We start from the raw sequence: 21,687 nt of genomic DNA, 5'->3' as shown, positions 1-21,687 counted from the left end.
AAATTACAAATACTCCTTAAATGACAGATTGACTAACCTACATCTCCTCTAACCATTTCATCTATAGCACTACTGTTATTGTCTTCTTGAGCCGTCAGCACATCAAAGCCTCTCAGTTGCAGACCAATTTTAATGGCTCGATGAACTGGAGCATCAAAATAGTAAGAGATTGCCATTTTTATCCCTACTGTCCCCGTTTTTTCTGAAGTTTTTGTTTGAAGTCTGAGGTATAATGACCGACTTTCATTTGAATTAATTCAGCTTGTAGTGTTTGAATGGTTTGCTGTTCTTCAGCAATTTGAGAATCAATTTGGGATTTATAGGTGTAGTAATAACTAAGGGCAGAATAAATGGCAGCAAGGGAAATTTCAGGGTACTGAAAGTGCAATTCTTCTGGACTCCAACCGTGGGCGTGTTTTTCTTGAATTAGTTGGGAAACAGAAACACGACTATCTGCAATTTTCGCCTGACCTTGACTGTCAATTTTTAGGTATTGCCAAGTTAGGGGATTGTCTGTGGTGAAGGTCATATTCAGAATCAGGTAAGGGTTGATCTGAATTATAGCAATGTTCATAGAAAACATCACAATTTGGAATTGGATGCAGTTGTCCAGAGAGCAGAAACCAGGTTTCTATTACCATCTTGGTTAGGATACAGAAACGCTGACAGAAACCCGGTTTTTTTGAGTCAGCTTTACTCTTTCTGGATTTCCAATTTGGCGAAGTGTTCTTGAACAAGGCGATGGATGAAGCGGTAGCGGTTGCCGACTCTTTGCAGGATAAGGCGTTCTGTGCAGTAGTCGAGGAAGCGGGTGATATTCCAGGGCATTATTCCAGTTAACCAAAGAGTAAGGCGAAATGCAAAATATTGGATATACGAAAATCCTGTTAATGAACCAAAAATTAATCCTAAAATCATACTATAGCAGCCCTAAATAGGTCGCAACAGATATAATAGTAATAATACATCCCTAGTAAAAAGACAAAAGATGAACATTATAGATGAATTGGCTAATTTTATTAATCAGACAAAAGAGACCAAAGAAATTAAAAGGGCTTTGGCGGTAAAAATGATTTTGGAAGGAAAATCTTATCGTGAAGTCAAAGAACTATTAAAAGTTTCTCACAGTTTTATCAGCCAATGGAAAAATCAAGCGCTTTTTCAGGGTGTAGAAAGTAGGGGCTTGGTAACCAAGCCCCTACTTCAATATAAAGGTAGAGCAGGTTACTTAAAATCTGAAGAAAAAGAGCAAACAATTCAGTGGTTGAGAGAACAAGATTATCTAAGATTATCAGACTTACAGAAGTATTTGCAGGAGCAATATAATGTAGTTTTTGAGTCCAATCAAAGTTATTATAGCTTATTTAAAGAGGCTCAAGTGAGTTGGAAAAAGACTCAAAAAAAGAATCCGGCTAAAAATGATGAATTAGTCAAAGCTAAAAAAAAAGAAATAGAGGCAAGGCTAGAAAAATGGAAACCGGAAATAGAAGCTGGAAGCCGGACGGTGCTTATGCTTGACGAATGTCATCTGCTGTGGGGTGATTTGTTAGGTTATGGGTGGGGAAGAACAGATGTAAGAATAGAAGTTCCTCTCAAAAATGAAAAAGAAAGACAGACTTATTATGGGGCTTTAGATTATCAAACCAAAGAGTTTATAGTCAAAGAATATAAAAGTGGAAACAGCGAAAATACAATCGATTTCATCGAGTATTTAAAAAGGAAACGACCCGGAAAAAAATTATCGATATTTTGGGATGGTGCAACTTACCATGATTCTAAGCAGTTTCGAGAATACTTAAAGACAATTAATCAAGATTTATCAGAGGAAGACTGGTTGATAAGTTGTACGAAATTTGCTCCGAACGCTCCCGAACAAAATCCAGTCGAAGATATTTGGTTGCAAGTTAAAACTTTCATTAGGCAATTTTATCATCTTTGCAGCTCTTTTAAAATAGTTAAGTGGTTATTTAAGTTTTTTGCTGATGGTCAAATATTCGATTTTCCCAAAATATTTCAGTATGGAAAATTGCCACAATCAATTTAGGATTGCTATATTTGGATGTGAATGTTGAAAATAAACTCAAGCAAGATGATTCAATTTTGAACTTCTATAAATCCTTACTGCGAGTCCGCAAAAACAGCGAAGCGTTACAGGTGGGACGTTGGCGAACTCTGATCTATTATCCTTATGAGCATTTAGCCTATCTGAGAGAAACAAAGCAGGAGAGCGTGTTGATTTTAATTAACTTCTCCTATGAAAAAGACTTGGGATTGGATGAATCCATCGAAATCCCAATGTGGGAAGTTTTGCTGTCTACTAAGCTGGAAACGGGCAAAATTATTGATTTACCCGAAAAGTTGCAACCTTTCGAGGTGTCTATCTTGAGAAAGTCATAAAACCCTTAGGGGTAGTAGAGACGTGACCGTGGAACGCCTGGAAGCAAGGGCAGAAAACATCGTAGGGGCGCAAAGACTTGCGCCCGATTCAATGGTCACATCTAATCCCGAATTTTAACTGTGTTAGTCCAGTAGTGAGCAAGATGCTCACACTCCTGCTATTGCCTATTGCTTTTGTCCACTATCGTGAGTTTCACATCTCAAATGAAAACCCTATATGGGAAAATTGTCTCAAACGACGATCGCGGAATGGAGTGGATATGAGAACGTCTAAGTGGGTGATGTTGGGACTCTTAGGTATAATCTGTGCGATCGCGCTCATCTGTTTTTCCCCGAAACCCCAACCTGCCGTTCCCCAAGAGTCAAGTTACGCCCTAAATCAGCCGGGGGGTAATCAAGCCTTTTTATCCCCTTAAACAAGACATTGACCCGGCATTGTATTACTCTGTCGGTGATTGGGTGGGACGATTAATTTTACACTGATAGAGAGTTATGAGGATTCGGATTGCTCAAGCCTCGGATATTCCCGAATTAGCCAAACTGTATCAAGAAACGGTACTCGCGATCGCGCCTCAATTCTACTCTGATGCTCAAACCCATAGCTGGGCGTCGTTTGCTGAGGATACTGTTGGGTTTCGGGAGTTCATTTTGTCAGGGACAACATTTGCGGCGGTGGATGAAACCGGGATTCTCGGCTTTGCGGGAATAGCCGATGATGGTCATATTCTCTCAGCTTATGTGCGGCGCGATCGCATCCATCAAGGGATTGGTTCTCAGCTTATGGACATTCTCTTGGATTATGCTAAACGTCACAGGATTCAGCGCTTATATGCAGAAGCGAGTGAGTTTAGTTTGGGGTTGTTTAAAAGGTTTGGTTTTCAGGTTTATAATACGGAGATTGTCGAGCGTCAAGGGGTGGAGTTTCAGCGTTATTTGGTTGAACGGTTCATCCTCATCCCTTAACGTTTCCAGCTTTGCATCGCAGGTACACGGATTACGGTACAGAGTTTGAGAGAATAGGACACGGCAATGCCCACCCTACTCAATCGCCTGTTGTAGGTTGGCTTTATTAACCGAAAATCCCAAAGTTTCCAGGGATGCAAGATTCGTCGCCAATAATTCCTCCACCATCGCGTTCACCTTCCCGGAGACAAGATCACGCCACGCCTGACGCTGTAGGGAATGCCCATCCTGCTTACACCATTGTGCGATCGCCTCAGATAGATCTTCTATCTTATCGGGTAACGGTTCAATTAACTCAGCCAAATCAGCCAAGTCTTGAGGCGAAAAAAGCGATCGTTGATGCTGTAACAGTTCAATAAAAGCCATAACATTTTGTTGGGCAAATAACCGTGCGGCTGGTTGAACCACTTCCCCAGGCAAATCTAATCCTTCCGCAATCATCTCCCCACTCAACCCTAACTGCATTAGGCGGGGTATGGCTTTTAACTTGGTTTCTTGTCTGCCTTCTTCTTGCGCTTCCTGATAAACCTTGGTTTGTTTGAGTTCACTTAACCCGAACATAGCTTGTATCTCCTCTCGGCTTTTTTGCGGTAATTTGTAAACGATGATTGTCTCGATTAAATCAATCAGATTCTGTTTAGTCGTCTCATCGGTTATCTGGGCTTGGGCTTGTTCGATCAAGCGCTTTGCTTGCTTCGGGGCTGTCTTTTCCCTCTCAATCACTAGCTTAACAACATTAATCCCCAAAGAATCCGATGCATCCTCTCCCAACTCATTTAAGTATATCCGAGTAACCCGGCTGAAAAGTTCCCTAAAGTGTAAGGGTTGTTCCCGTTCAATCCGACGACTGGGATAAATGACCACAACCCGCCATTGATGGGTCGGTTTGTATTGTTTCAGAAAAATGAACAGTTCCGTAAATACACGATAATATAAATTCTCATCGGGTTGAAACTGAACCTCGACCACATAAAAGGGTTTGTTCGATTGTTCATTCTTCGGCACAAACAACCCATCGAGTCGAAATGACAGTTCCTTAATTTCACGGGATGTGAATTCATATATCTCAGCTTGTTCTGGGGATTGGTTAATTAGTTCAAAGAAGATACTGGGAAACCCTTTGAACAAGCGATAAAAAATGCTGTCAGTTTTCACGTTCTCCTTGGGCTTTCCATCACACAGTTGATGATTAATACTGTGTCACCCCTGAAGCGGAAAATTCCTATCGCCACAATCTTGACAAATTTAACCAATTATGAATAAGCCAGGATAGACGACGCGATCGCACCTGTGGAAACCCGGTAGGGGCGACTCATCTGCATCAATTAAACTTGCTCACGTCAATAGCCCCGGGTTTGACTTTTCTGCACTTGTGCTAATAATTGTTCCTGAGTATGAGCCGTAGGTTTACAACTGAGTCCCTGACAAACTAAGCCAACGGCATTCTCCGGAAGACTGGGTTCTAATCGATACATAGTCGCCGGAAAATACTGAATCATTAGGGATAAAATCTGAGCCACGCTAGTGCGAATTAATGTAGAATTGCGGAACCAATCTAGGGCAGTAAAAAGACTAGGGCAGGATTGAGACGACTGGTTCATCACACTAGCAAAAGCATTGAGAGCAACTTCTGCGCGATCCAGATAAGCCAAGTTTTCCGTGAGTAACGTCAGACGCACTAAATTCGCGATCGCGACGCCATTCGCCGCAGGTGTGGCGTTATCGGTATAACTGCGTTCCCGTACCAATAAATCCCCACTACTATCATTAGCGGCGTTATAGTAGCCTGCGAGTTCCACACTCCACAAATATTCGTCAAATTCGTCCTGTACCTTAATCGCCTCCTCTAACCAAATATCCGGGATTGGCGATTGGGAAGACTCCTGTGCCGTTGCTAATCCTAGTGAGGCTTGATGCAAATCTAATAAGGCTTTAATAAATAACGCATAATCTTCCGACTGTGCCAATACAGACGCTTGACCTTCGTAATTCAAGCGATGGAAACGCTGATCCACCCATTGATTCTCCAAAATAAATTTAGCCGCTGTTGTGGCTAATTCCAGGTATTCGGGTTTACGAAATACACCATACGCCCTGGCTAAACCAGAAATCATCAGGCTATTCCATGCCACAATCATTTTCGTATCTGTAACTGGGGGAATGCGACCTGACCAATTCTTTGTTTTTGCCTCCTGATTGTTTTGGGCGGGGGGGAAGGTTTTTAAGCTATCGGGAGGGGAACCATAACGGGCAGTAAATAGTTTGGCTAATGCCGTTTCTAAGGTATCGCTTAACTGATCCGAATAACGGCGCTGCAATACATTTTGTCCTTCAAAATTACCCTCAGATGTAACCGTAAATTGTTCTTGCAGTTCTGCCAATTCTTCATCGGTGAGAAGTTGCTGCAATTCAGTATAACTCCAGACATAAAATGCCCCTTCTTCCGGTTCGGCGGCGCTGGGTTCGGTGAAGCTATCCGCATCTTGGGCGGCGTAAAAATAGCCAGACGAGGCGGTCATTTCCCTTGTCAGCCATTGCACGGTTCCCGATATTGCCCGTTCAAATGCAGCTTCTTTAATCCCCACACTCCACAGATTTGCCAGATACTCGACAATCTGCCCATTATCGTAGAGCATTTTTTCAAAGTGGGGAACTGTCCAAGTGGCGTCTACGGTGTAGCGATGAAAGCCGCCTGCAACATGATCATAGATTCCCCCCTTTGCTAAATCTAACCCACGCGATCGCGACGCTTGGTACGCATCAACCTCTGTCATCTCCTCAAAACGAATTCCCCGCAAGGCTAAATCCGCATAGGGAATCATCGGAAAACTCGGTCCATAACTGCCACTATCCACAATCCGGATCGTCTTGTCCATCCCCTGGCGCAGTAACTCAGCCGTGAGTTGTCCGGAAGCGGGGAGAAGAACTGACTGTTGTAGATGACCAAGAATCTCGTCTTTAAAGTTTTGCAGCTTGGTCTTTTCCACATCATAGAAGCGGCGAATCGCTTGTAATACCTGTAAAAAGCCCGGACGCCCATAGCGCGGTTCCACCGGGAAATACGTGCCGCCGTAAAAGGGAACCCGATCCTCTGGCGTCAAAAAGATATTTAGGGGCCAACCCCCTTGACCCGTCATCATCTGCAACGCTTGCATATAAATGCTATCAATATCCGGGCGTTCTTCCCGGTCTACCTTAATCGGTAAGAAATTGGCATTCATGTACTGCGCGATCGCCGGATCAGAAAAGGCTTCCCCTTCCATCACCGTACACCAGTGGCAGCTTGAGTAACCAATGGACAGGAAAATCGGCTTATTTTCCGCCTTAGCAGTGGATAAAGCTTCATCACTCCAGGGCCACCAATCGATGGGGTTTTCCGCATGCTTACGCAGATAAAGGCTTTGGCATTGGGCAAGGCGATTGGTCATGACAACTGTAATTACTCTAGATGCTCTCTGGATCAGTGTATCGCGGTATCGCTAGTTTGCGGTTTTGTTCGGAGTTCGTAGTCAGGGCTTTAGCCCTTCATTATTAAAGTTTTATAATCTTAAGCACCTGTTCTCCAATCCCCAGAATGTCTAATCAACCCAAAAACCATCACCGTAGTATTCCCGTTCGCGATCGCGCCATTGAACACCTTCCTGGATTGAGTGAGCAAGATTGCGCTAAGCTACAGCAACAGGGAATTACAACAACGGCTCAACTCCTCAAAGTCGCGAATAGTCGCCAATCTAAACAAGCGTTAGCTAATCAACTGCAAATCAAGGCACAATATGTACATAAATGGGTCGCACTGGCTGATTTAGCTCGTGTACCCAGTATTGGCTGTGAATACTGTGGGTTATTGTTGCACGCGGGCATTATTTCAGTCAAGCAGCTTGCTCAAACCCCGACTCACAAGTTACACCAGCAAATTTTACGACTGCAAGTGGCAACAATGCAACGGCGTGATTTGTGTCCTACTGTTGATCAAGTCGCCGCCTGGATTCAACAAGCACGACAGTTGGTTCAGGGATAATATCATCTGAAGCAATGTAGAGACGCGCCATGCATCCGTGTAAACTTAAGCCAAAACCATTGCCAATTCTGGTTTACAGCTATTCAATGGAAGCATAGCCTCAACCGAGGCATTTCCTGATTTAAGGTAACGAAAGTATCTTGACTTCCCCCGGTTCCAGACGCGCCACAACTTCAGTTTTAATCGCACCGTAGAGGGTATTCGTTGACGGCGATAACATCTAAATTATCTACAATAACCACTAATCCCCGTTTTCCGTGACGTTTCAACTCCTCCGTTGCCCGGGCTAAGATTTCCTGATTCAAAGAGTCGAGAATCCCACTGGTGCGCGGTTCTAAATATTGCCGCAAGCGACTACGCATCTGGGGACTTTCTTTGGTTTTGGCGGTAAGTTTAGCCAGATTTCCCGGTAACGAGAATCCGGCTTCCAGAGAAAACTCAATCGGGGTTTGCAGAAAATCAGCAATCTCCTGAAAGCGATCGCGAAAATATCCCGGTTTAAGCTTAATCCCGATAGTTTCCAGACTTTCACTCACCTGACGGGCGATCGCGAGTAAAATATCAGTAATATCCACATCCGTCATATCCAAGTCTTGGGTAGACTCAAAATAGACGATATGAAAGCCTTGTGCCTCTAAGTCAGCTTGTAAGCGGCGTAACTCTGTAGACTTACCACAGCCAATATGTCCCGTAAACAACTGACAGGTGGATTGATTAAGACGGGAACGCAAAACAATCGTCCGTTTCAATGCCTCAATAATCTTACCGCCGCGAACTGAGGCAAAATCAATATAATACTGACGATCTTCAGGATTCGCGATCGCGAGAGTTTTACTCGGATCACAAGCATCAAAGAATCTCAGAAAATCTAATTCCATTTTTGTTTAACGTCGTTCAACCCAACCTATCCAGGTAACTAAAACATTGCCTCTACTTCTGCCAAAGGTATAGTGGCACGTTGGCGTCGATCACTAATCATTTGCCAAAATTCGGCTGAGAGTTGCAGATTCAATTGCTCCGGATCAACGTTTGTCAATCCTAAAAAAAGGGCAATGGGTTTACCGTTTTGGGTAATCAGGATCTGTTCCTCCTGAGCATTTCGCACATAATCCTGTAATTGTTCAGAAAATTGTTCTATGGTTAACTGTCTCATCCCACGATCTCCTCTGTAGTTTGTCCCGGTGATTTCCGGCAACAGCTCGAACGTAAACGATTTTTCCGTCCTCATCTACATCATAGAAGACTCGATACTCTCCCACCCGCAATTCCCAAATGGGGGGAACTGTCTCAAACCTGGGTACTAAAGGCTCAAGGCGTTTGCGATTCCTTGTTATCACTGTAGGTTCATGGGTGAGTTGCTGGCGAATTGCATCAAGGATTGGGCGACGATCAAAAGCACGAATTGCCCTAAGTTCTTCAACGGCTAAGTCAGTCACTTCAATGACATAGGAAGTCATCACAGAAAACTCCAACGAGTATACCAGCCAGTAGTTGTAGGGTGGGCAAGAGTTATAAATCTTGAAATTCTATTAGACTGCAACTTGGTATAACGAGTATTGACAAGCGTTCTCCCTAATGCTTAATACCTAGTCCTTCGCTAACACACCATTAAGGAAAATATCAGCAATTCCTTCTGCCATGTCTTGCACATCTTTGAGGGAGGCTCCTGGTTCCATAATCGTCTCATCGCTAAACCCCGCCACAGCAAACATGCCTAAAAATACCCTCGCCACCACCTTGGGGTTAGTCCGCCGATAGATCCCGCGTTCCATAGCCGTTTCAAAGAACGCTTCTGCCACATCGGACATTTTAGCAATGACTTCTGACTGGATGCGATCGCGTAAATCGGGGTGAAACTGGGCTTCCATAAAACAAACCCGCATCATATCCGCATTTTCATGCATCCGCATCATCCGCCGCCGCATCACCTGCGCCACGGCTTTATAACTCCCCATTTCGCTCAATTCCGTCAGCAAATCCGTGAGCAATTCCACCCATCCTTGAGTCGCCACCTCGACTAATATGGCTTTTTTATTCTCAAAATGGCGAAATAGAGTCCCTTCAGCAACACCCGCTTTTGCCGCTAAGTCACGGGTTGTTGTGCCGTTATACCCTCGACTGGCAAATAAACGTTGGGCAGCATCTAGGATACGCTGCTTTGTCTCTGTCTCTGACTGAGGGGGCTGATGTAAGATTCGCATTGGACTCCAAAATGAGCTGCAAGGGTTATGGGTGACAGGTTATCTATGCCAGAAAAGGCACGCCTTTAAGATAAGACGTATTTTACATTAGGTTATTTCTTCCCCCAAACGGGTGAAAATTTACAAAAAGTTAGTTGTCATGAACGACAAGCCGCATGGTAGGGGAAGATGGGGAAGATGAGGGAGATGGGGAAGCTAAACTAGATAAAGTCCGTCCTATGATATTTTGCCTCCCCTAACCCAGAACATTAAAAATGACAAATGACGTAGCTTGCTTCTCAAGGGAGCGAGTATGACAAATGACAAATGACAAATGACGAATGACAAATGACAAAGAATCGATCTATTTTGCGTTTTCTGCATTGGACTGTTCACTTGAGAAAATACCCTTGGCGCTCCATCCTAGGAGCGTTCTTAGTCGCAACTCTAGTATGGAGTAGTATCCCGTTGGGGGCTTTGGCTCGCAGCGAAACCCCACCGACGAATGCCCAATCAATCCAACCTTATTTGGATGGCGTCGTTGACCAGGTGAGTGAGTTTCGCCTGGATAATGGGATGAAGTTCATCGTCCTCGAACGACATCAAGCCCCCGTTGTCTCTTTTGCCACCTATGCTGATGTCGGTGGCGTTGATGAACCTGTAGGCAAAACCGGTGTGGCTCACTTTCTGGAACATTTAGCCTTTAAGGGAACCACCAAAATCGGCACGCGAGATTATCAGGCAGAAAAACCCCTGTTAAACCGTTTGGATCAGTTAGCCGCACAAATTAAAGCGGCGAAAAAAGCCGGGAACGAGGCAAAGGTTGCCCAACTACAAGAGGAATTTGCCCAAGTCGAAGCCCAAGCCGCTAGCTTAGTCAAGCAAAATGAGTTGGGTCAAATCGTTGAACAAGCTGGAGGTGTCGGATTAAATGCAGCCACGTCAGCCGATGCGACAGTTTATTTCTACAGTTTCCCCTCCAACAAACTGGAACTGTGGATGTCTTTGGAGTCGGAACGCTTCCTCGAACCTGTGTTTCGGGAATTTTACAAAGAACAAGAGGTGATTCTGGAAGAACGGCGTCTGCGAACCGACAACTCGCCCATCGGTAAAATGATCGAGGCGTTTCTGGATACGGCGTTCCAAGTCCATCCCTATCGGCGTCCGGTGATTGGGTATGACGAAGACATCCGCAACCTGACTCGTGAAGATGTGCGGCAATTCTTTGAAACCCATTATGTTCCCAGTGAATTAACCGTTGCTATTGTGGGTGATGTTGATCCCGATGAGGTTAAAGCGTTGGCTCAAACGTACTTCGGGCGCTATGAGGCAAAACCTGCCGCCCCTGAAGTAACCCTAGTCGAACCTCCCCAAAAACAAACGCGGGAGGTGACGTTGGAATTACCGTCTCAACCCTGGTATTTAGAAGGATACCATCGACCCTCTCGTACCCATCCTGACCATGTGGTTTATGAAATTATTGGGCGTTTACTCAGCGATGGTCGCACCTCTCGTCTATACAAATCTTTAGTTGAAGAACAACAAGTTGCCCTTTCCGCCGCCGGATTTAGCGGGTTTCCGGGAGATAAATATCCCAATCTGATGCTGTTATATGCCCTAACTGCACCAGGACATACTGTTGAAGAAGTAGCAACAGCCTTGCGAGAAGAAATTGAGCAACTCAAAACCGAACCCGTTTCAGCCCAAGAGTTGGAACGAGTGAAAACCCAAGCCCGTGCTGGCTTATTGCGATCGCTCGATTCTAATATGGGAATGGCACGTAATTTAGTTGAATATCAGGTGAAAACAGGCGACTGGCGCAATCTGTTTAACGAAATCCAGGCAATCGCCCAAGTCACACCGGCTGATATCCAACGGGTGGCTAAAGGGACATTCACACCTGAGAATCGCACCATTGGACGATTGCTATCTAAGTAGTCCTTTGTCCTTTGTCATTTATCCTTCGTCCTTCGCACAAGACGTATTGCACTCAAAACTCAGTCGGGGCGGGCGCGAGTTGCATCTGTTGTGAGGGTAAGAAAAGATAGTAGTAAAACCCGCCCCTACACAATCAAAACTCAAAACTGTTTCATATTAATGAGTAATCTTACATTGAACAGATTCGGTCGAAAAGTCTGGCGCTGGTTTGGATTACTGGTTGCCACAATGCTGTTGGTTGTCGTGTCGCACACGCCTGCTGTTGCGGCTACGGCAAAGCATTATACCGAGTTAACCTTTCCGCCTCTGTCAGAGATTCAGATTCCGGAGTATACTCGCTATCAACTGGATAATGGCATCGTTGTCTATTTAATGGAAGACCACGAATTGCCCTTGGTGAGTGGGACAGCGATGATTCGTACAGGCGATCGCCTTGAACCAGCCGATCAGGTGGGTTTAGCTAATATTACCGGAGAAGTCCTTCGCACCGGTGGGACAACAGAACATTCGCCGGATGAACTAAATCAGTTACTCGAACAACGGGCGGCGTCTGTGGAAACAGGGATTAACACTTCAGTCGGTAGCGCTAGTTTCAATGCTCTCAGTGAAGACTTAGATATGGTGTTTGACTTATTCGCTGAGGTGATTCAAAAGCCTGCCTTTGCTGAAGATAAGCTGGAGTTGACGAAAAAGCAACAAGCGGGACAAATTGCCCGTCGCAATGATGATCCTAAAGATATTGCCAGTCGCGAATTTACTAAACTGATTTATGGGGATCAGAGTCCCTATGCCCGCACGATTGAATATGAAACCCTAGCTAATATCTCTCGTGACGATGTAGTGGAATTTTACCAGACATATTTCCATCCAGAACGGATGATTTTGGGTATCGTGGGGGATTTTGATTCCGATGAGATGCGATCGCGGATCACCGAAACCTTTGGTAACTGGAATCCCCCATCACCTCCCCCAGAGATAACCGTACCGTCTGCATCTCAGGCAAAGAAAGAGGGTGTATTTGTCGTTGATCAGGATCAACTCACCCAAAGTTATGTGTATCTGGGACATATTGGTGGAGAATTTGATAACCCTGATTATCCGGCATTGGATGTGATGAATCAGATCCTGAATGGGTTTGGCGGACGGTTATTTAATGAAGTGCGATCGCGCCAAGGGTTAGCCTATTCCGTCTATGGGTTCTGGAGTCCTCGCCATGACTATCCTGGGATGTTTGTTGCAGGTGGACAAACTCGTTCTGAAGCAACCATATCCTTGATTCAAGCGATTCGCTCAGAAATTGAGAAAATCCGCACCACGCCTGTTACCCCAGAAGAACTTGAGTCTGCTAAAGACCAAGTTTTGAACTCGTTTGTGTTTAACTTCCAAGATCCCAGCCAAACCTTATCGCGGCTGATGCGGTATGAATATTATGGGTATCCCGAAGATTTTCTCTTCCGCTATCAGCAGAAAGTGAAAGAGACAACAATTGAAGATGTGCAACGGGTAGCTCAAAAATATCTCCAACCCAATCAACTGGTTACATTAGTCGTCGGGAATACGGATGCGATTCAGCCTCCCTTAACCAGTCTGTCTAACAATGTCACATCGTTAGATATCACCATTCCCGAACAAAGTAGTTAGCGGTTAAACCTGTAGGGGCGGGTTTTATTGATAACGTTTGGTTAATATCCCATAACTTGAATAAACCCGCCCTTCTAAAAAACAGATAACGAATGACAAATGATCAATAACCAATGACAAATGACACCGACCCATTTATTAATTTTTGCATCTGCTGGCTTATTTGCCGGAATTCTAGCCGGCTTTTTGGGAATCGGTGGCGGTACAGTTCTTGTACCTTTATTAGTAACCTTAGGATATGACTATCAACAAGCCGTTGCCACAAGCACCCTGTCAATCGTGATTACAGCGATTTCGGGTACGTTACAGAATTTGCGGTTGGGTAACATAAATTTTAAGCGCATCATTGCCATTGGCTTTCCGGCTATAATAACAGCGCCAATTGGCGCTTATTTAACAGAGTTATTTGCCGACTACTGGTTAAAAGCAGCATTTGGACTATTACTCCTGATTAATATTTACTTAGTTCGACTTCGCCAACGTTTGAAAGAAATAGAAAAGCAAGGCTCTCCAGAAACGGAAAAGCCAAGACAAACTCCACAGTCCAAAAGCCAAGCAGCATTAGCCAGAATTGGCACAGGAAGTGCCGCAGGCTTACTCGCTGGCGTATTTGGTGTGGGTGGAGGTGTGATTATGGTTCCCTTGCAAATTTTACTCTTAGGAGAGAGCATTAAAACAGCAATTCAAACCAGTTTAGGGGTGATTGTAATTACCGCAATTTCGGCTTGTATCGGTCATGCTGTACAGGGGAATGTGTTATGGATTGAGGGATTACTTTTGGGTACAGGGGGTTTATTGGGAGCGCAAATAAGTACCCGCTTTTTGCCTAAATTACCGGATCAGGTGGTCAGTTTAGCATTTAGTACATTACTGGCTATCTTAGCCATTTACTTTTTCAGGCAGGCATGGCAAGGTTATATGAATGGGGTCTGATATCAAATCAGGGTTAGTTAAATCGGGCGCACGGGGCGTGCGCCCCGACAATTCTAATCAACCAATTAAGCTGAATTAGTGGCAATTTCTTAACCGTGATCAACAGAGGGTGAGAAAAATTGCGATCGCGCGGCTTGAGTGTCTTGCAGGTGCTGTTCTAAGCCTTGCCAGTCGCTTTGCTCAACCCGTTCAATCAATTCATTGAGACGGTGACGATAAGATAAGAGCGATCGCAATAAAAAGTCCCGATTGTAACGCGCCATCATTACCCCCAACTCAGGATTTCCGCCACCCACCCGACTGGTATCCCGAAACCCGGAACTGGCTAACTGCTGTATTAACCCTAAGACAATCGGGTCAGTTTCATCGATACAAGCATTAATCAGACTCGCACTTACCATAACCGGGAGGTGAGAAATCCAAGCCACGGCGCGATCATGATCCTGAGGGCTACAGAAATAAACCCGATCCGTGAGCGATCGCACCAAATGCTCAACCTGTTTCACGGCGGCTGTTGGCGTCGTATCCAGAGGTGTCAACACATAAGGACAATCGGTAAATAACCCTGATACCGCCGCCTCAATCCCATTCGATTCTCGACCCGCCATCGGATGTCCACCGACAAAATTATGCCACAGAGGTGTTACCGCTTCCACCACCGCCTTTTTCACCGAACCCACATCTGTGATGATGGTTTCCGGCGATAGATGGGGAATTAACGCCTGAAGCGTTGGCGCGATCGCCGAAATTGGCGTACAAATAAAAATAATATCAGACGCGGCCAAAAGGTTCATTTTCACACTCGCGTCATCCACGACACCGAGTTCAATGGCTCTGTTGCAGGTATAGTCTTGGCGAGACAATCCCAAGACAGAATGACCTAATTTTCTCAAATCTAGTCCTAGAGAACCCCCAATCAGTCCAAGTCCAACAATTCCAATCTTCATGATCCCATGCCATCCACGCTAAGCTAATCAAATCCCATTTAAATGTTTTAGGCAAAGCTGGAGTGAGAGAGTCTTAGCACCCTTCCCAACTATCATCATTGGATTAGGCTAGGCGCTACCCTTTACCAGTGGGAGAGGATAAGTAAGACAAGGGAGAATGACTTTAATTGATCCCACTCAACTCTACCTTGATACTCTACTGGGAAACTTGATCTGATAACAACACCACTCGGTAGCGCTTTCCTGGAAAACGTATCCTCTGGCAGTTCAATTAAGGGTAGCATTAATGAATGTGACGGAAATTCTCAAAAAATATGCGGCTGGCGTGAAAAACTTTTCCGGTGCAAATCTTGCCGAAGCCAATCTGAGTGGGATTAATCTCAGTGGTGCCGATTTAAGTGAAGCCAACTTAAGTGTAGCCAACCTCAGTGGTGCTTATTTAATTGGAACTAATTTGAGTCGGGCGCGACTGAATGTAACCAGACTCAGTGGTGCAAATCTTACCAAAGCCAACTTAACCCAAGCCAATCTCAACGTCGCCAATCTGATTCGAGCCGACTTGGGGGGAGCGCAACTGACGCAGGCGGCGATGATTCGGGCGGAACTAATTCGTGCCAAGTTAAGTGGTGCCACCCTGACAGAAGCAAACCTCAGTGGTGCGGATCTGCGAGAAGCCGCCCTCAGAGATGCTAAACTGCAACGGGCTAATCTGAGCGAAGCTAACCTACGTGGGGCGTTTGTCACCGGGGCAAATCTAGAAGGTGCCAATTTAAACGCCGCCGATTTGAGCCGTGCTGATCTGAGTAATAGTAATTTTCGACAGGCTGAATTCAAGCAAGCCAATCTCAGTTGCGCCAATTTAGCTGGTGCGGATCTCAGTGGTGCTAACTTGCGCTGGACTGATTTGAGTGGTGCGAATCTCAGTTGGGCAAATCTGAGTGAGGCGAAATTAAGTGGTGCGAATTTAACCGGGGCGGATTTGACTGATGCTAATTTGCTCAATACCAGTTTAGTCCATGCGGATCTGACCCAAGCGCGATTAATTCATGCCGATTGGATTGGGGCGGACTTAACCGGGGCAACTCTCACGGGAGCAAAATTGCATGGAGTGTCTCGTGTTGGTCTCAAAACCCAAGGTATTGTCTGCGAGTGGGTCGATTTGAGTCCAGAGGGCGATCGCAGCCGGGTTATTGACCTTTCAACCGAAGACGTATCGCACAAGTTTTTTAACGAAACCCTGCCCACCGTCACCATTATCATTGATGCCCCTTTAGATATAGCCGCGAATTTAGTCTTAGTCCGTGTTTATCATCAACTAGCGCAGATTTTTCCCGTTCTCAATACAGCACCCAGCGTGAACGTGGGCGTGCGGAAAACCTCTTTGACCTTTAGTGCCAGTAATTCTGAATTATTGATTATTGCTTACTTAGGTATTGTTCCGTTTAACGATGCCACGATTACTCATAAAAATATTATCACATTGCTCAAGAAGCTAGAAGATGGTGTTCGGGAAAAGTGGGGATTTACAACGTCCCAATCCATTCAAGAGTTCCGGCAAACCCTTAACCAAGGGATTGACCAGTCAAAAATGGCAGTGGATTTTAGGAAGTCGAGTCCTTTCTTCCAAGCTCCTACTCAAACCATCATCACCAACTCTCACAATCAAACCTGGACAGCTTACTACCATCCAGCCTTTGGCAAGCCGTTGATGCAATCTCAATAGCCAGGGGGAGCGATGTAGAGACGTGCCATGGCGCGTCTGGGAGCTGGGGGAGCTTAAATTATATCCAAGTACTTATAACAACCATAGAAGAAAGTGTTATCCTCCACAGTATTGTGTTGTGTGAGGAAATTCAAGTTATGGTTACGTCTCCTGTCCGCCGTCAGGACTTCCATCGTTTCGCCTCTAGACATCTACAAAAATCTCCGATCCATGGAACAACGGATTTACCCCTAACCCTACCCAAGACCCCCTTGTTTGGTACGGATGGTATTCGGGGACGAGTAGGAGAACTGCTTACGGCTGAATTAGCGCTACAAATTGGGTTTTGGGCAGGTCAGGTCTTACATTCGCAAGCATCAGCATTGGGTCCAGTGATTGTCGGACAGGATTCGCGAAACTCCAGCGATATGTTGGCATCGGCGCTGAGTAAAGGTTTAAACTTAGCCGGATTGGAGGTATGGAATATCGGGTTATGTCCGACGCCCGGAGTTGCCTATCTCACCCGTTTCTCAGCAGCCATGGGCGGAGTGATGATTTCTGCTAGTCATAATCCCCCAGAAGACAATGGGATTAAATTTTTTAGCGCCCAAGGGACAAAACTGCCAGGGGAATTACAGCAGCAGATTGAGGCAGGTATCCGAGGTATAGTCGATAAGGCTGTAGTTGCTCATAGCCAAGGTCAGCATTATCACCGACCGGAATTAGTGGGACGTTATTTGGAGTCATTACGGCGTCCCCTGCAATCTGTAACCCATTTACAAGGGATGAAAATCGTCCTGGATTTGGCGTGGGGGGCTTCGGTGAGGTTAGCAGAACAAGTCTTTTCTGAGTTGGGAGCAACAGTTATTTGCTTACATAATCAAGCCGATGGCGATCGCATTAATGTTAATTGTGGCTCAACTCATTTAACCTGCCTCCAGAAGGCGGTACGAGAACACTCGGCTGATATGGGTTTTGCTTTTGATGGTGACGCGGATCGGGTGATGGCGGTTGATTGTGAAGGTCGAGTTGTTGATGGGGATTATATTCTCTATTTCTGGGGGCAAACATTACGACAAACGAATCAACTCCCTGACGATTTAATTGTTGCCACCGTTATGGCAAATCTGGGCTTTGAAAATGCCTGGAAAGCTAGTGGCGGCAAATTGGTGCGAACTGCTGTAGGCGACCAATATGTTCAGGCGGCAATGAATCGCAGTGGTGCTATGCTGGGTGGTGAACAGTCGGGACATATCCTTTGTTACCATTACGGCTTGACAGGCGATGGCATGTTAACGGCTTTGCATTTAGCCTCATTGGTACGTCAGTCGGGGGTCAGCTTGAAAACCTTAGTGGATCAAAGCTTTCAGACTTATCCCCAACTGTTACAAAATGTGCGTGTCGAAAACCGCGATCGCCGTTTACATTGGCAAGACTGTCAACCCCTGATGGATGCGATTTCCCAAGCTCAAACCGTGATGGCAGATCAAGGGCGAGTGTTAGTCCGGGCATCGGGAACCGAACCCGTTATCCGGGTGATGGTAGAAGCCATTGAAGCGCAAATGGCAACGCACTGGACAGCCAAACTGGTTTCTGTTGTGGAAAAACATTTAAGTTGAATGGCACTGAAATAAGCCTTTTGGGATCGCCGAAACCAGTGATATACCGTAGGGTTGGTTTCGGCTTCGCCAAGACCCACCAGCATACCAGTCAGTACCATTCCATTTAAGTTCAAAGGCAGGAGGCTCCAAGGCAATGAGAAAGGATATGAGAACTCCCCTAGCTTCCAGACGTAGCATGCTACGTCTCTACATTGCTTCCCTACACCCTTGCTTGTGGATGTGCCACAATCAAAAGGGACAGGCAGCGTGACAGCTTTGCCATGGTTAAATCGAAATCAAGATCAAAATCTCAAATATCGAAAACTTCAAAAAAAGGAAAAAAGCAGTCAAAGCAGTCTGAAGCCCCTCTCCTGAGTTTGAAGGAGCAGTTAGCCCAACAGCGTCAAGCACAACGGCAGCGCCAAGAACTGATGCAATGGCTGTTCATGACGCTATTGCCGGGGATATTCCTAGGCGCGATCGCGAGTGTGGTGGCTGAACCGAAGATGGGCGTGATCGCCGGAGCCATCATACCTTGTTTTGGTCTGTCCTACAAATATCCCCGCAAGGCACTGTGGCTATTCCTGATTTACATGCCCTTTAGTGGCACGGTTGTATATACCCTGGGCGGTAGCGCCCTACTCCAATTAGCCAAAGATGGATTATATTTTCCTGCCCTAATTGGCTTATATCAACAGTGCCGACGTGAAAAGAAACCCTTCTTTGTTCCCCAAAGCCTGATGCCAACACTGAGTATTTGCTTGGTGTTATCTCTATTGACATTATTCTTTGTCAACGGTTTACATTTGACAGGCGAGGCGTCAGGACAACCCTTTCTTCAAGGAATTTTGGGCTTGAAAATTTTCCTAGGATATGCTCCCCTGATTTTTTGTGCCCAACATTTGCTCAAAAGTAAAAAGGAGTTGCTATTTTGTAGCCGCTTACATCTAGGTTTAGCAATTATTTGCTGTCTGCTCGGACTGTGGCAATACATGATGCTTAAGCAGGGTATCTGTAAAGGTACGGATCACCTCTCCGGGGTTGAGTTATTTAAAGCCAGCTTAGAGGCTCGCTGTTATATTGGTGGGGCGTTGCTGTATAGTCCATCACAGAATATGATTCGCTTGCCAGGAACCTTTGTGTCTCCTTGGCACTGGGGTTGGTTCCTGATTGCCAATAGTGCGTTGACATTCGCCGCCGCCTTTAGTGATTCGTCTTTTTTGTGGCGGATTGGAGGTTTGGCAGGTATGGCACTGGTTTTTGTCAATGCGGTAATTTGCGGTCAGCGAATTGCCTTGGCTTTGGTTCCAGTTATTACTATACTCTTGTTAATTCTTACAGGTCAGATAGCGAATCTCAAGCGGTTTATTCCGATTGGGGTGGGACTTGCCTTGGTGATTTCGATTGGCTTAGCTACGAATCCCGAACTGGTTCAGGAACGGATTGACAGTTTTCAGAGTCGTGCTGAGGCTTCACCACCGCAAGCATTTATTCAAGAGCAATTTGAATGGGCGACTTATAACACCAAGGGATGGCTCGGTAATGGTTTAGGACGAGCCACGAATTCTACTCGCACCTTTGGGAATGTTTCACTGGTTGAAACCTATTATCCCAAACTTATCTTTGAAATCGGTACCATCGGAACCCTAGCGTTTTTGGCGTTTGTGACGCACTTGACATTTACTACATTTAAAGCAAAACAGTCAGTTCGTGACAAAAATTTACGTAGTTTTGGCTCCAGTTATTGGGTCTTTGTTTTGATTATCAGTTATAACACCTATTGGTATCCTTTGGATACAGACCCCGTAGCAGTCTACTACTGGTTCTTTGCCGGGGTAATCCTAGCCTTACCCAAGATAGACCGACAGGAACTGCGAAAACAGAAACTTGTCGAACAACAGGATGAATCTGACGTGCAAAAGAACGGTAAAAAAAAGGTCTCTAAACCCCGAATTGCTACCCCAGTAGCCTCTTAGTACATGAGGGGGAGCTGGGGAGATGGGGAATTACCTCTTGCACTCAGTCGGGGCGGGTTTAGTCACATCTGGGTGAGGTAAAAAACGAGAGTAGTGAAACCCGCCCCTACACACTCAAAACTAAAAACTTTTCCAACAACTATAAGAAAAGCCGTGAATGTGCCTTTAATTTCAGTCATTATTCCCACTTACCAACGCGAGGAACCCTTGCGAGATACCTTAGAAGATGTACTCAAGCAAGAGTATCCCGCTGTTGAAATTTTAGTGGTAGATCAAACGCAAAACCACAAGCCTGAAATCGAAGCCTATTTACAGCAATTGGCAAATGAACAGAAAATTAAATGGTTTCGGGTGAACTGGGCGAGTCTACCGGGGGCGCGAAATTATGCTGTGCGACGGGCGACAGGCGAAATTATTGTGTTTATCGATGATGATGTGAAAATGCCCGCCGGGTACTTAGACGCCCACGCCCGTAACTATGAACGTCAGGAGGTTGGGGCGGTTGCGGGGCGCGTATTTGACCGAATGAAGCTAGCCGATTCTCAGAAAAAACATCAAGGAGACTATGAAATTGAAGATTTGCCTCCTCAGGCGATGGACCCTGGAATTGCCTGGTATCACATTGACTTAGTGCATACAATTAAACCGCAGTGGGTGATTTCCGCTAGAGGCTGTAATATGTCCTACCGCCGGGAGATTTTTACCAAGCATGGGATATGGTTTGATGAACGATTTCGCGGGAGTGCGGTACGAGAAGAGTCGGATTTTTGTCTGCGATTGCGGCAAACGGGGTATCAGATTTGGTATGATCCCGATGCCTACTTAGTGCATCTAGGCGAAGAGACGGGCGGTTGTCATGATATTAGTACGCGATCGCTAAAATACCAAGTCACCTTTTACCACAATCATTTTCTGATGGCGCTGAAAAACCTCACCCTCAGTCAGCAGGTGCGCTTATTCGCCAAGCTTTTTGATTGTCACGTTCTCGGAAATCCCCCCTGTAACAAGAGTGGTTCTCCAATCAAAATTGTCACTCGTGGAGGGTTCTACACTATCGGATTTATCGACGCCCTGAAAACTCAAATCAAGTCCAGTTGGGATCAGGGACAAGTGTATACCAAGTTGGATGAAAAAGTTGAGGGTTGATTGCTGATTGTTGATTGTTGATTGCTGATTGCTGATTGTTGATTGCTGATTGTTGATTGTTGATTGTTGATTGTTGATTGTTGATTGTTGATTGTTGATTGCTACCATGAACCATGAACCATGCACCATGAACAATGAACCATGAACCATGAACCATGAACCATGAACCATGAACCATGCACCATGAACCATGAACCATGAACCATGAACCATGAACCATGAACCATGAACCATGCACCATGAAC

22 protein-coding genes and 1 pseudogene are annotated in these 21,687 nt (G+C 45.4%); 12 read left to right on the top strand and 11 right to left on the bottom strand.

Going from position 1 to position 21,687, the window contains the following annotated elements:
• Positions 1-32: 32 nt before the first annotated feature.
• Positions 33-176: a hypothetical protein gene (locus ACLFWI_RS08860; RefSeq protein WP_446412641.1), complete on the bottom strand. Its 144-nt coding sequence runs from the start codon at positions 174-176 to the stop codon at positions 33-35.
• Between the two features lie 8 nt (positions 177-184).
• Entirely contained in the window at positions 185-574 is a 390-nt protein-coding gene (locus tag ACLFWI_RS08855) for a DUF433 domain-containing protein (RefSeq protein WP_446412640.1), read from the bottom strand.
• A 414-nt stretch (positions 575-988) separates the two neighbouring features.
• Here ACLFWI_RS08855 and ACLFWI_RS08850 point away from each other — a divergent pair, with 414 nt between their 5' ends.
• From ACLFWI_RS08850 to ACLFWI_RS08835, 4 genes are all read left to right on the top strand, one after another.
• Positions 989-2,044 (top strand): IS630 family transposase, encoded by a 1,056-nt coding sequence (locus ACLFWI_RS08850; protein WP_446412639.1) that lies wholly within the window; start codon positions 989-991, stop codon positions 2,042-2,044.
• Positions 2,045-2,061: 17 nt separating this feature from the next.
• Positions 2,062-2,397: a hypothetical protein gene (locus tag ACLFWI_RS08845; RefSeq protein WP_446412638.1), complete on the top strand. Its 336-nt coding sequence runs from the start codon at positions 2,062-2,064 to the stop codon at positions 2,395-2,397.
• A 143-nt stretch (positions 2,398-2,540) separates the two neighbouring features.
• Positions 2,541-2,813, top strand: a complete 273-nt coding sequence (locus ACLFWI_RS08840) for a hypothetical protein (protein WP_446412637.1) — start codon at positions 2,541-2,543, stop codon at positions 2,811-2,813.
• Between the two features lie 76 nt (positions 2,814-2,889).
• The gene (locus tag ACLFWI_RS08835) at positions 2,890-3,360 is read left to right on the top strand and encodes an N-acetyltransferase family protein (RefSeq protein ID WP_446412636.1); all 471 of its coding nucleotides are present in this window, start codon (positions 2,890-2,892) and stop codon (positions 3,358-3,360) included.
• 75 nt (positions 3,361-3,435) lie between these two features.
• On the opposite strand, the gene ACLFWI_RS08830 is transcribed toward ACLFWI_RS08835, so the two are convergent.
• The gene (locus ACLFWI_RS08830; protein ID WP_446412635.1) at positions 3,436-4,515 is read right to left on the bottom strand and encodes an Rpn family recombination-promoting nuclease/putative transposase; all 1,080 of its coding nucleotides are present in this window, start codon (positions 4,513-4,515) and stop codon (positions 3,436-3,438) included.
• Between the two features lie 185 nt (positions 4,516-4,700).
• Complete coding sequence (locus ACLFWI_RS08825) at positions 4,701-6,788, bottom strand: thioredoxin domain-containing protein (RefSeq protein ID WP_446412634.1); 2,088 nt, start codon at positions 6,786-6,788, stop codon at positions 4,701-4,703.
• A 146-nt stretch (positions 6,789-6,934) separates the two neighbouring features.
• Between ACLFWI_RS08825 and ACLFWI_RS08820 the strand changes: the two genes are divergently transcribed.
• Positions 6,935-7,378 (top strand): DUF4332 domain-containing protein, encoded by a 444-nt coding sequence (locus tag ACLFWI_RS08820; RefSeq protein ID WP_446412633.1) that lies wholly within the window; start codon positions 6,935-6,937, stop codon positions 7,376-7,378.
• Positions 7,379-7,590: 212 nt separating this feature from the next.
• Here the strand turns inward: ACLFWI_RS08820 and ACLFWI_RS08815 are convergent.
• The 4 genes and pseudogenes from ACLFWI_RS08815 to ACLFWI_RS08800 form a co-directional block, all read right to left on the bottom strand.
• Positions 7,591-8,256, bottom strand: a pseudogene (locus ACLFWI_RS08815) (ATP-binding protein); the annotation flags it as partial.
• A 38-nt stretch (positions 8,257-8,294) separates the two neighbouring features.
• The gene (locus tag ACLFWI_RS08810; protein WP_446408190.1) at positions 8,295-8,531 is read right to left on the bottom strand and encodes a type II toxin-antitoxin system Phd/YefM family antitoxin; all 237 of its coding nucleotides are present in this window, start codon (positions 8,529-8,531) and stop codon (positions 8,295-8,297) included.
• The gene (locus tag ACLFWI_RS08805; RefSeq protein ID WP_446412632.1) at positions 8,500-8,835 is read right to left on the bottom strand and encodes a type II toxin-antitoxin system RelE family toxin; all 336 of its coding nucleotides are present in this window, start codon (positions 8,833-8,835) and stop codon (positions 8,500-8,502) included. The genes ACLFWI_RS08810 and ACLFWI_RS08805 overlap by 32 nt, the downstream gene beginning before the upstream one ends.
• 129 nt (positions 8,836-8,964) lie before the next feature.
• Entirely contained in the window at positions 8,965-9,579 is a 615-nt protein-coding gene (locus ACLFWI_RS08800; protein WP_006098675.1) for a TetR/AcrR family transcriptional regulator, read from the bottom strand.
• A 327-nt stretch (positions 9,580-9,906) separates the two neighbouring features.
• Between ACLFWI_RS08800 and ACLFWI_RS08795 the strand changes: the two genes are divergently transcribed.
• The 3 genes from ACLFWI_RS08795 to ACLFWI_RS08785 all read left to right on the top strand — a co-directional run bounded on the left by ACLFWI_RS08795 (position 9,907) and on the right by ACLFWI_RS08785 (position 14,070).
• Positions 9,907-11,496 (top strand): M16 family metallopeptidase, encoded by a 1,590-nt coding sequence (locus ACLFWI_RS08795; RefSeq protein WP_446412631.1) that lies wholly within the window; start codon positions 9,907-9,909, stop codon positions 11,494-11,496.
• 159 nt (positions 11,497-11,655) lie between these two features.
• On the top strand, positions 11,656-13,137 hold the full coding sequence (locus ACLFWI_RS08790; protein WP_446412630.1) for a M16 family metallopeptidase: 1,482 nt from the start codon (positions 11,656-11,658) through the stop codon (positions 13,135-13,137).
• 120 nt (positions 13,138-13,257) lie between these two features.
• The gene (locus ACLFWI_RS08785) at positions 13,258-14,070 is read left to right on the top strand and encodes a sulfite exporter TauE/SafE family protein (RefSeq protein WP_446412629.1); all 813 of its coding nucleotides are present in this window, start codon (positions 13,258-13,260) and stop codon (positions 14,068-14,070) included.
• Positions 14,071-14,159: 89 nt separating this feature from the next.
• Here ACLFWI_RS08785 and ACLFWI_RS08780 read toward each other — a convergent pair whose 3' ends face one another.
• A complete protein-coding gene (locus ACLFWI_RS08780) occupies positions 14,160-15,017 on the bottom strand; it encodes a prephenate/arogenate dehydrogenase (protein ID WP_446412628.1) in 858 nt (285 codons plus the stop codon).
• A gap of 286 nt (positions 15,018-15,303) precedes the next feature.
• On the opposite strand from ACLFWI_RS08780, the gene ACLFWI_RS08775 reads away from it, so the two are divergent.
• Both ACLFWI_RS08775 and glmM read left to right on the top strand, forming a co-directional pair.
• Complete coding sequence (locus tag ACLFWI_RS08775; RefSeq protein WP_446412627.1) at positions 15,304-16,740, top strand: pentapeptide repeat-containing protein; 1,437 nt, start codon at positions 15,304-15,306, stop codon at positions 16,738-16,740.
• Between the two features lie 137 nt (positions 16,741-16,877).
• On the top strand, positions 16,878-18,338 hold the full coding sequence (gene glmM, locus ACLFWI_RS08770) for a phosphoglucosamine mutase (protein ID WP_446412626.1): 1,461 nt from the start codon (positions 16,878-16,880) through the stop codon (positions 18,336-18,338).
• On the opposite strand, the gene ACLFWI_RS08765 is transcribed toward glmM, so the two are convergent.
• Positions 18,330-18,518, bottom strand: coding sequence for a hypothetical protein (locus ACLFWI_RS08765; RefSeq protein ID WP_446412625.1), 189 nt, complete (start codon positions 18,516-18,518; stop codon positions 18,330-18,332). The genes glmM and ACLFWI_RS08765 overlap by 9 nt on opposite strands.
• Positions 18,519-18,601: 83 nt before the next feature.
• On the opposite strand from ACLFWI_RS08765, the gene hpsL reads away from it, so the two are divergent.
• Together hpsL and hpsN are read left to right on the top strand one after the other, a co-directional pair.
• Positions 18,602-20,296 carry a hormogonium polysaccharide biosynthesis protein HpsL gene (gene hpsL / locus ACLFWI_RS08760; protein ID WP_446412624.1) on the top strand — a complete coding sequence of 565 codons (1,695 nt, stop codon included), beginning with the start codon at positions 18,602-18,604 and terminating at the stop codon, positions 20,294-20,296.
• A gap of 153 nt (positions 20,297-20,449) precedes the next feature.
• Complete coding sequence (hpsN, locus tag ACLFWI_RS08755) at positions 20,450-21,442, top strand: hormogonium polysaccharide biosynthesis glycosyltransferase HpsN (RefSeq protein ID WP_446412623.1); 993 nt, start codon at positions 20,450-20,452, stop codon at positions 21,440-21,442.
• Here the strand turns inward: hpsN and ACLFWI_RS08750 are convergent.
• Positions 21,381-21,687 (bottom strand): hypothetical protein (locus tag ACLFWI_RS08750; protein WP_446412622.1); only part of this gene is annotated, 307 nt, incomplete at its 5' end. The genes hpsN and ACLFWI_RS08750 overlap by 62 nt on opposite strands.

This window comes from Coleofasciculus sp. (assembly GCF_046539235.1).
In the GTDB taxonomy this organism is placed as follows: Bacteria; Cyanobacteriota; Cyanobacteriia; order Cyanobacteriales; family Coleofasciculaceae; genus Coleofasciculus.
Note: the sequence above shows the minus strand (reverse complement) of the source record. Positions and strands in the feature narration are given on the sequence as shown.

Excerpts from the sequence above, each read along its gene's own strand:
- hpsL (WP_446412624.1), top strand. The coding sequence starts at position 18,602 with ATGGTTAAATCGAAATCAAGATCAAAATCTCAAATATCGAAAACTTCA.
- ACLFWI_RS08835 (WP_446412636.1), top strand. The coding sequence starts at position 2,890 with ATGAGGATTCGGATTGCTCAAGCCTCGGATATTCCCGAATTAGCCAAA.
- ACLFWI_RS08810 (WP_446408190.1), bottom strand. The coding sequence starts at position 8,531 with ATGAGACAGTTAACCATAGAACAATTTTCTGAACAATTACAGGATTAT.
- ACLFWI_RS08780 (WP_446412628.1), bottom strand. The coding sequence starts at position 15,017 with ATGAAGATTGGAATTGTTGGACTTGGACTGATTGGGGGTTCTCTAGGA.
- ACLFWI_RS08805 (WP_446412632.1), bottom strand. The coding sequence starts at position 8,835 with ATGACTTCCTATGTCATTGAAGTGACTGACTTAGCCGTTGAAGAACTT.
- ACLFWI_RS08790 (WP_446412630.1), top strand. The coding sequence starts at position 11,656 with ATGAGTAATCTTACATTGAACAGATTCGGTCGAAAAGTCTGGCGCTGG.
- ACLFWI_RS08825 (WP_446412634.1), bottom strand. The coding sequence starts at position 6,788 with ATGACCAATCGCCTTGCCCAATGCCAAAGCCTTTATCTGCGTAAGCAT.
- ACLFWI_RS08775 (WP_446412627.1), top strand. The coding sequence starts at position 15,304 with ATGAATGTGACGGAAATTCTCAAAAAATATGCGGCTGGCGTGAAAAAC.
- ACLFWI_RS08765 (WP_446412625.1), bottom strand. The coding sequence starts at position 18,518 with ATGCTACGTCTGGAAGCTAGGGGAGTTCTCATATCCTTTCTCATTGCC.
- ACLFWI_RS08860 (WP_446412641.1), bottom strand. The coding sequence starts at position 176 with ATGGCAATCTCTTACTATTTTGATGCTCCAGTTCATCGAGCCATTAAA.
- ACLFWI_RS08795 (WP_446412631.1), top strand. The coding sequence starts at position 9,907 with ATGACAAAGAATCGATCTATTTTGCGTTTTCTGCATTGGACTGTTCAC.
- ACLFWI_RS08800 (WP_006098675.1), bottom strand. The coding sequence starts at position 9,579 with ATGCGAATCTTACATCAGCCCCCTCAGTCAGAGACAGAGACAAAGCAG.
- ACLFWI_RS08855 (WP_446412640.1), bottom strand. The coding sequence starts at position 574 with ATGAACATTGCTATAATTCAGATCAACCCTTACCTGATTCTGAATATG.
- glmM (WP_446412626.1), top strand. The coding sequence starts at position 16,878 with ATGGTTACGTCTCCTGTCCGCCGTCAGGACTTCCATCGTTTCGCCTCT.
- ACLFWI_RS08840 (WP_446412637.1), top strand. The coding sequence starts at position 2,541 with ATGCTCACACTCCTGCTATTGCCTATTGCTTTTGTCCACTATCGTGAG.
- ACLFWI_RS08785 (WP_446412629.1), top strand. The coding sequence starts at position 13,258 with ATGACACCGACCCATTTATTAATTTTTGCATCTGCTGGCTTATTTGCC.
- ACLFWI_RS08850 (WP_446412639.1), top strand. The coding sequence starts at position 989 with ATGAACATTATAGATGAATTGGCTAATTTTATTAATCAGACAAAAGAG.
- ACLFWI_RS08820 (WP_446412633.1), top strand. The coding sequence starts at position 6,935 with ATGTCTAATCAACCCAAAAACCATCACCGTAGTATTCCCGTTCGCGAT.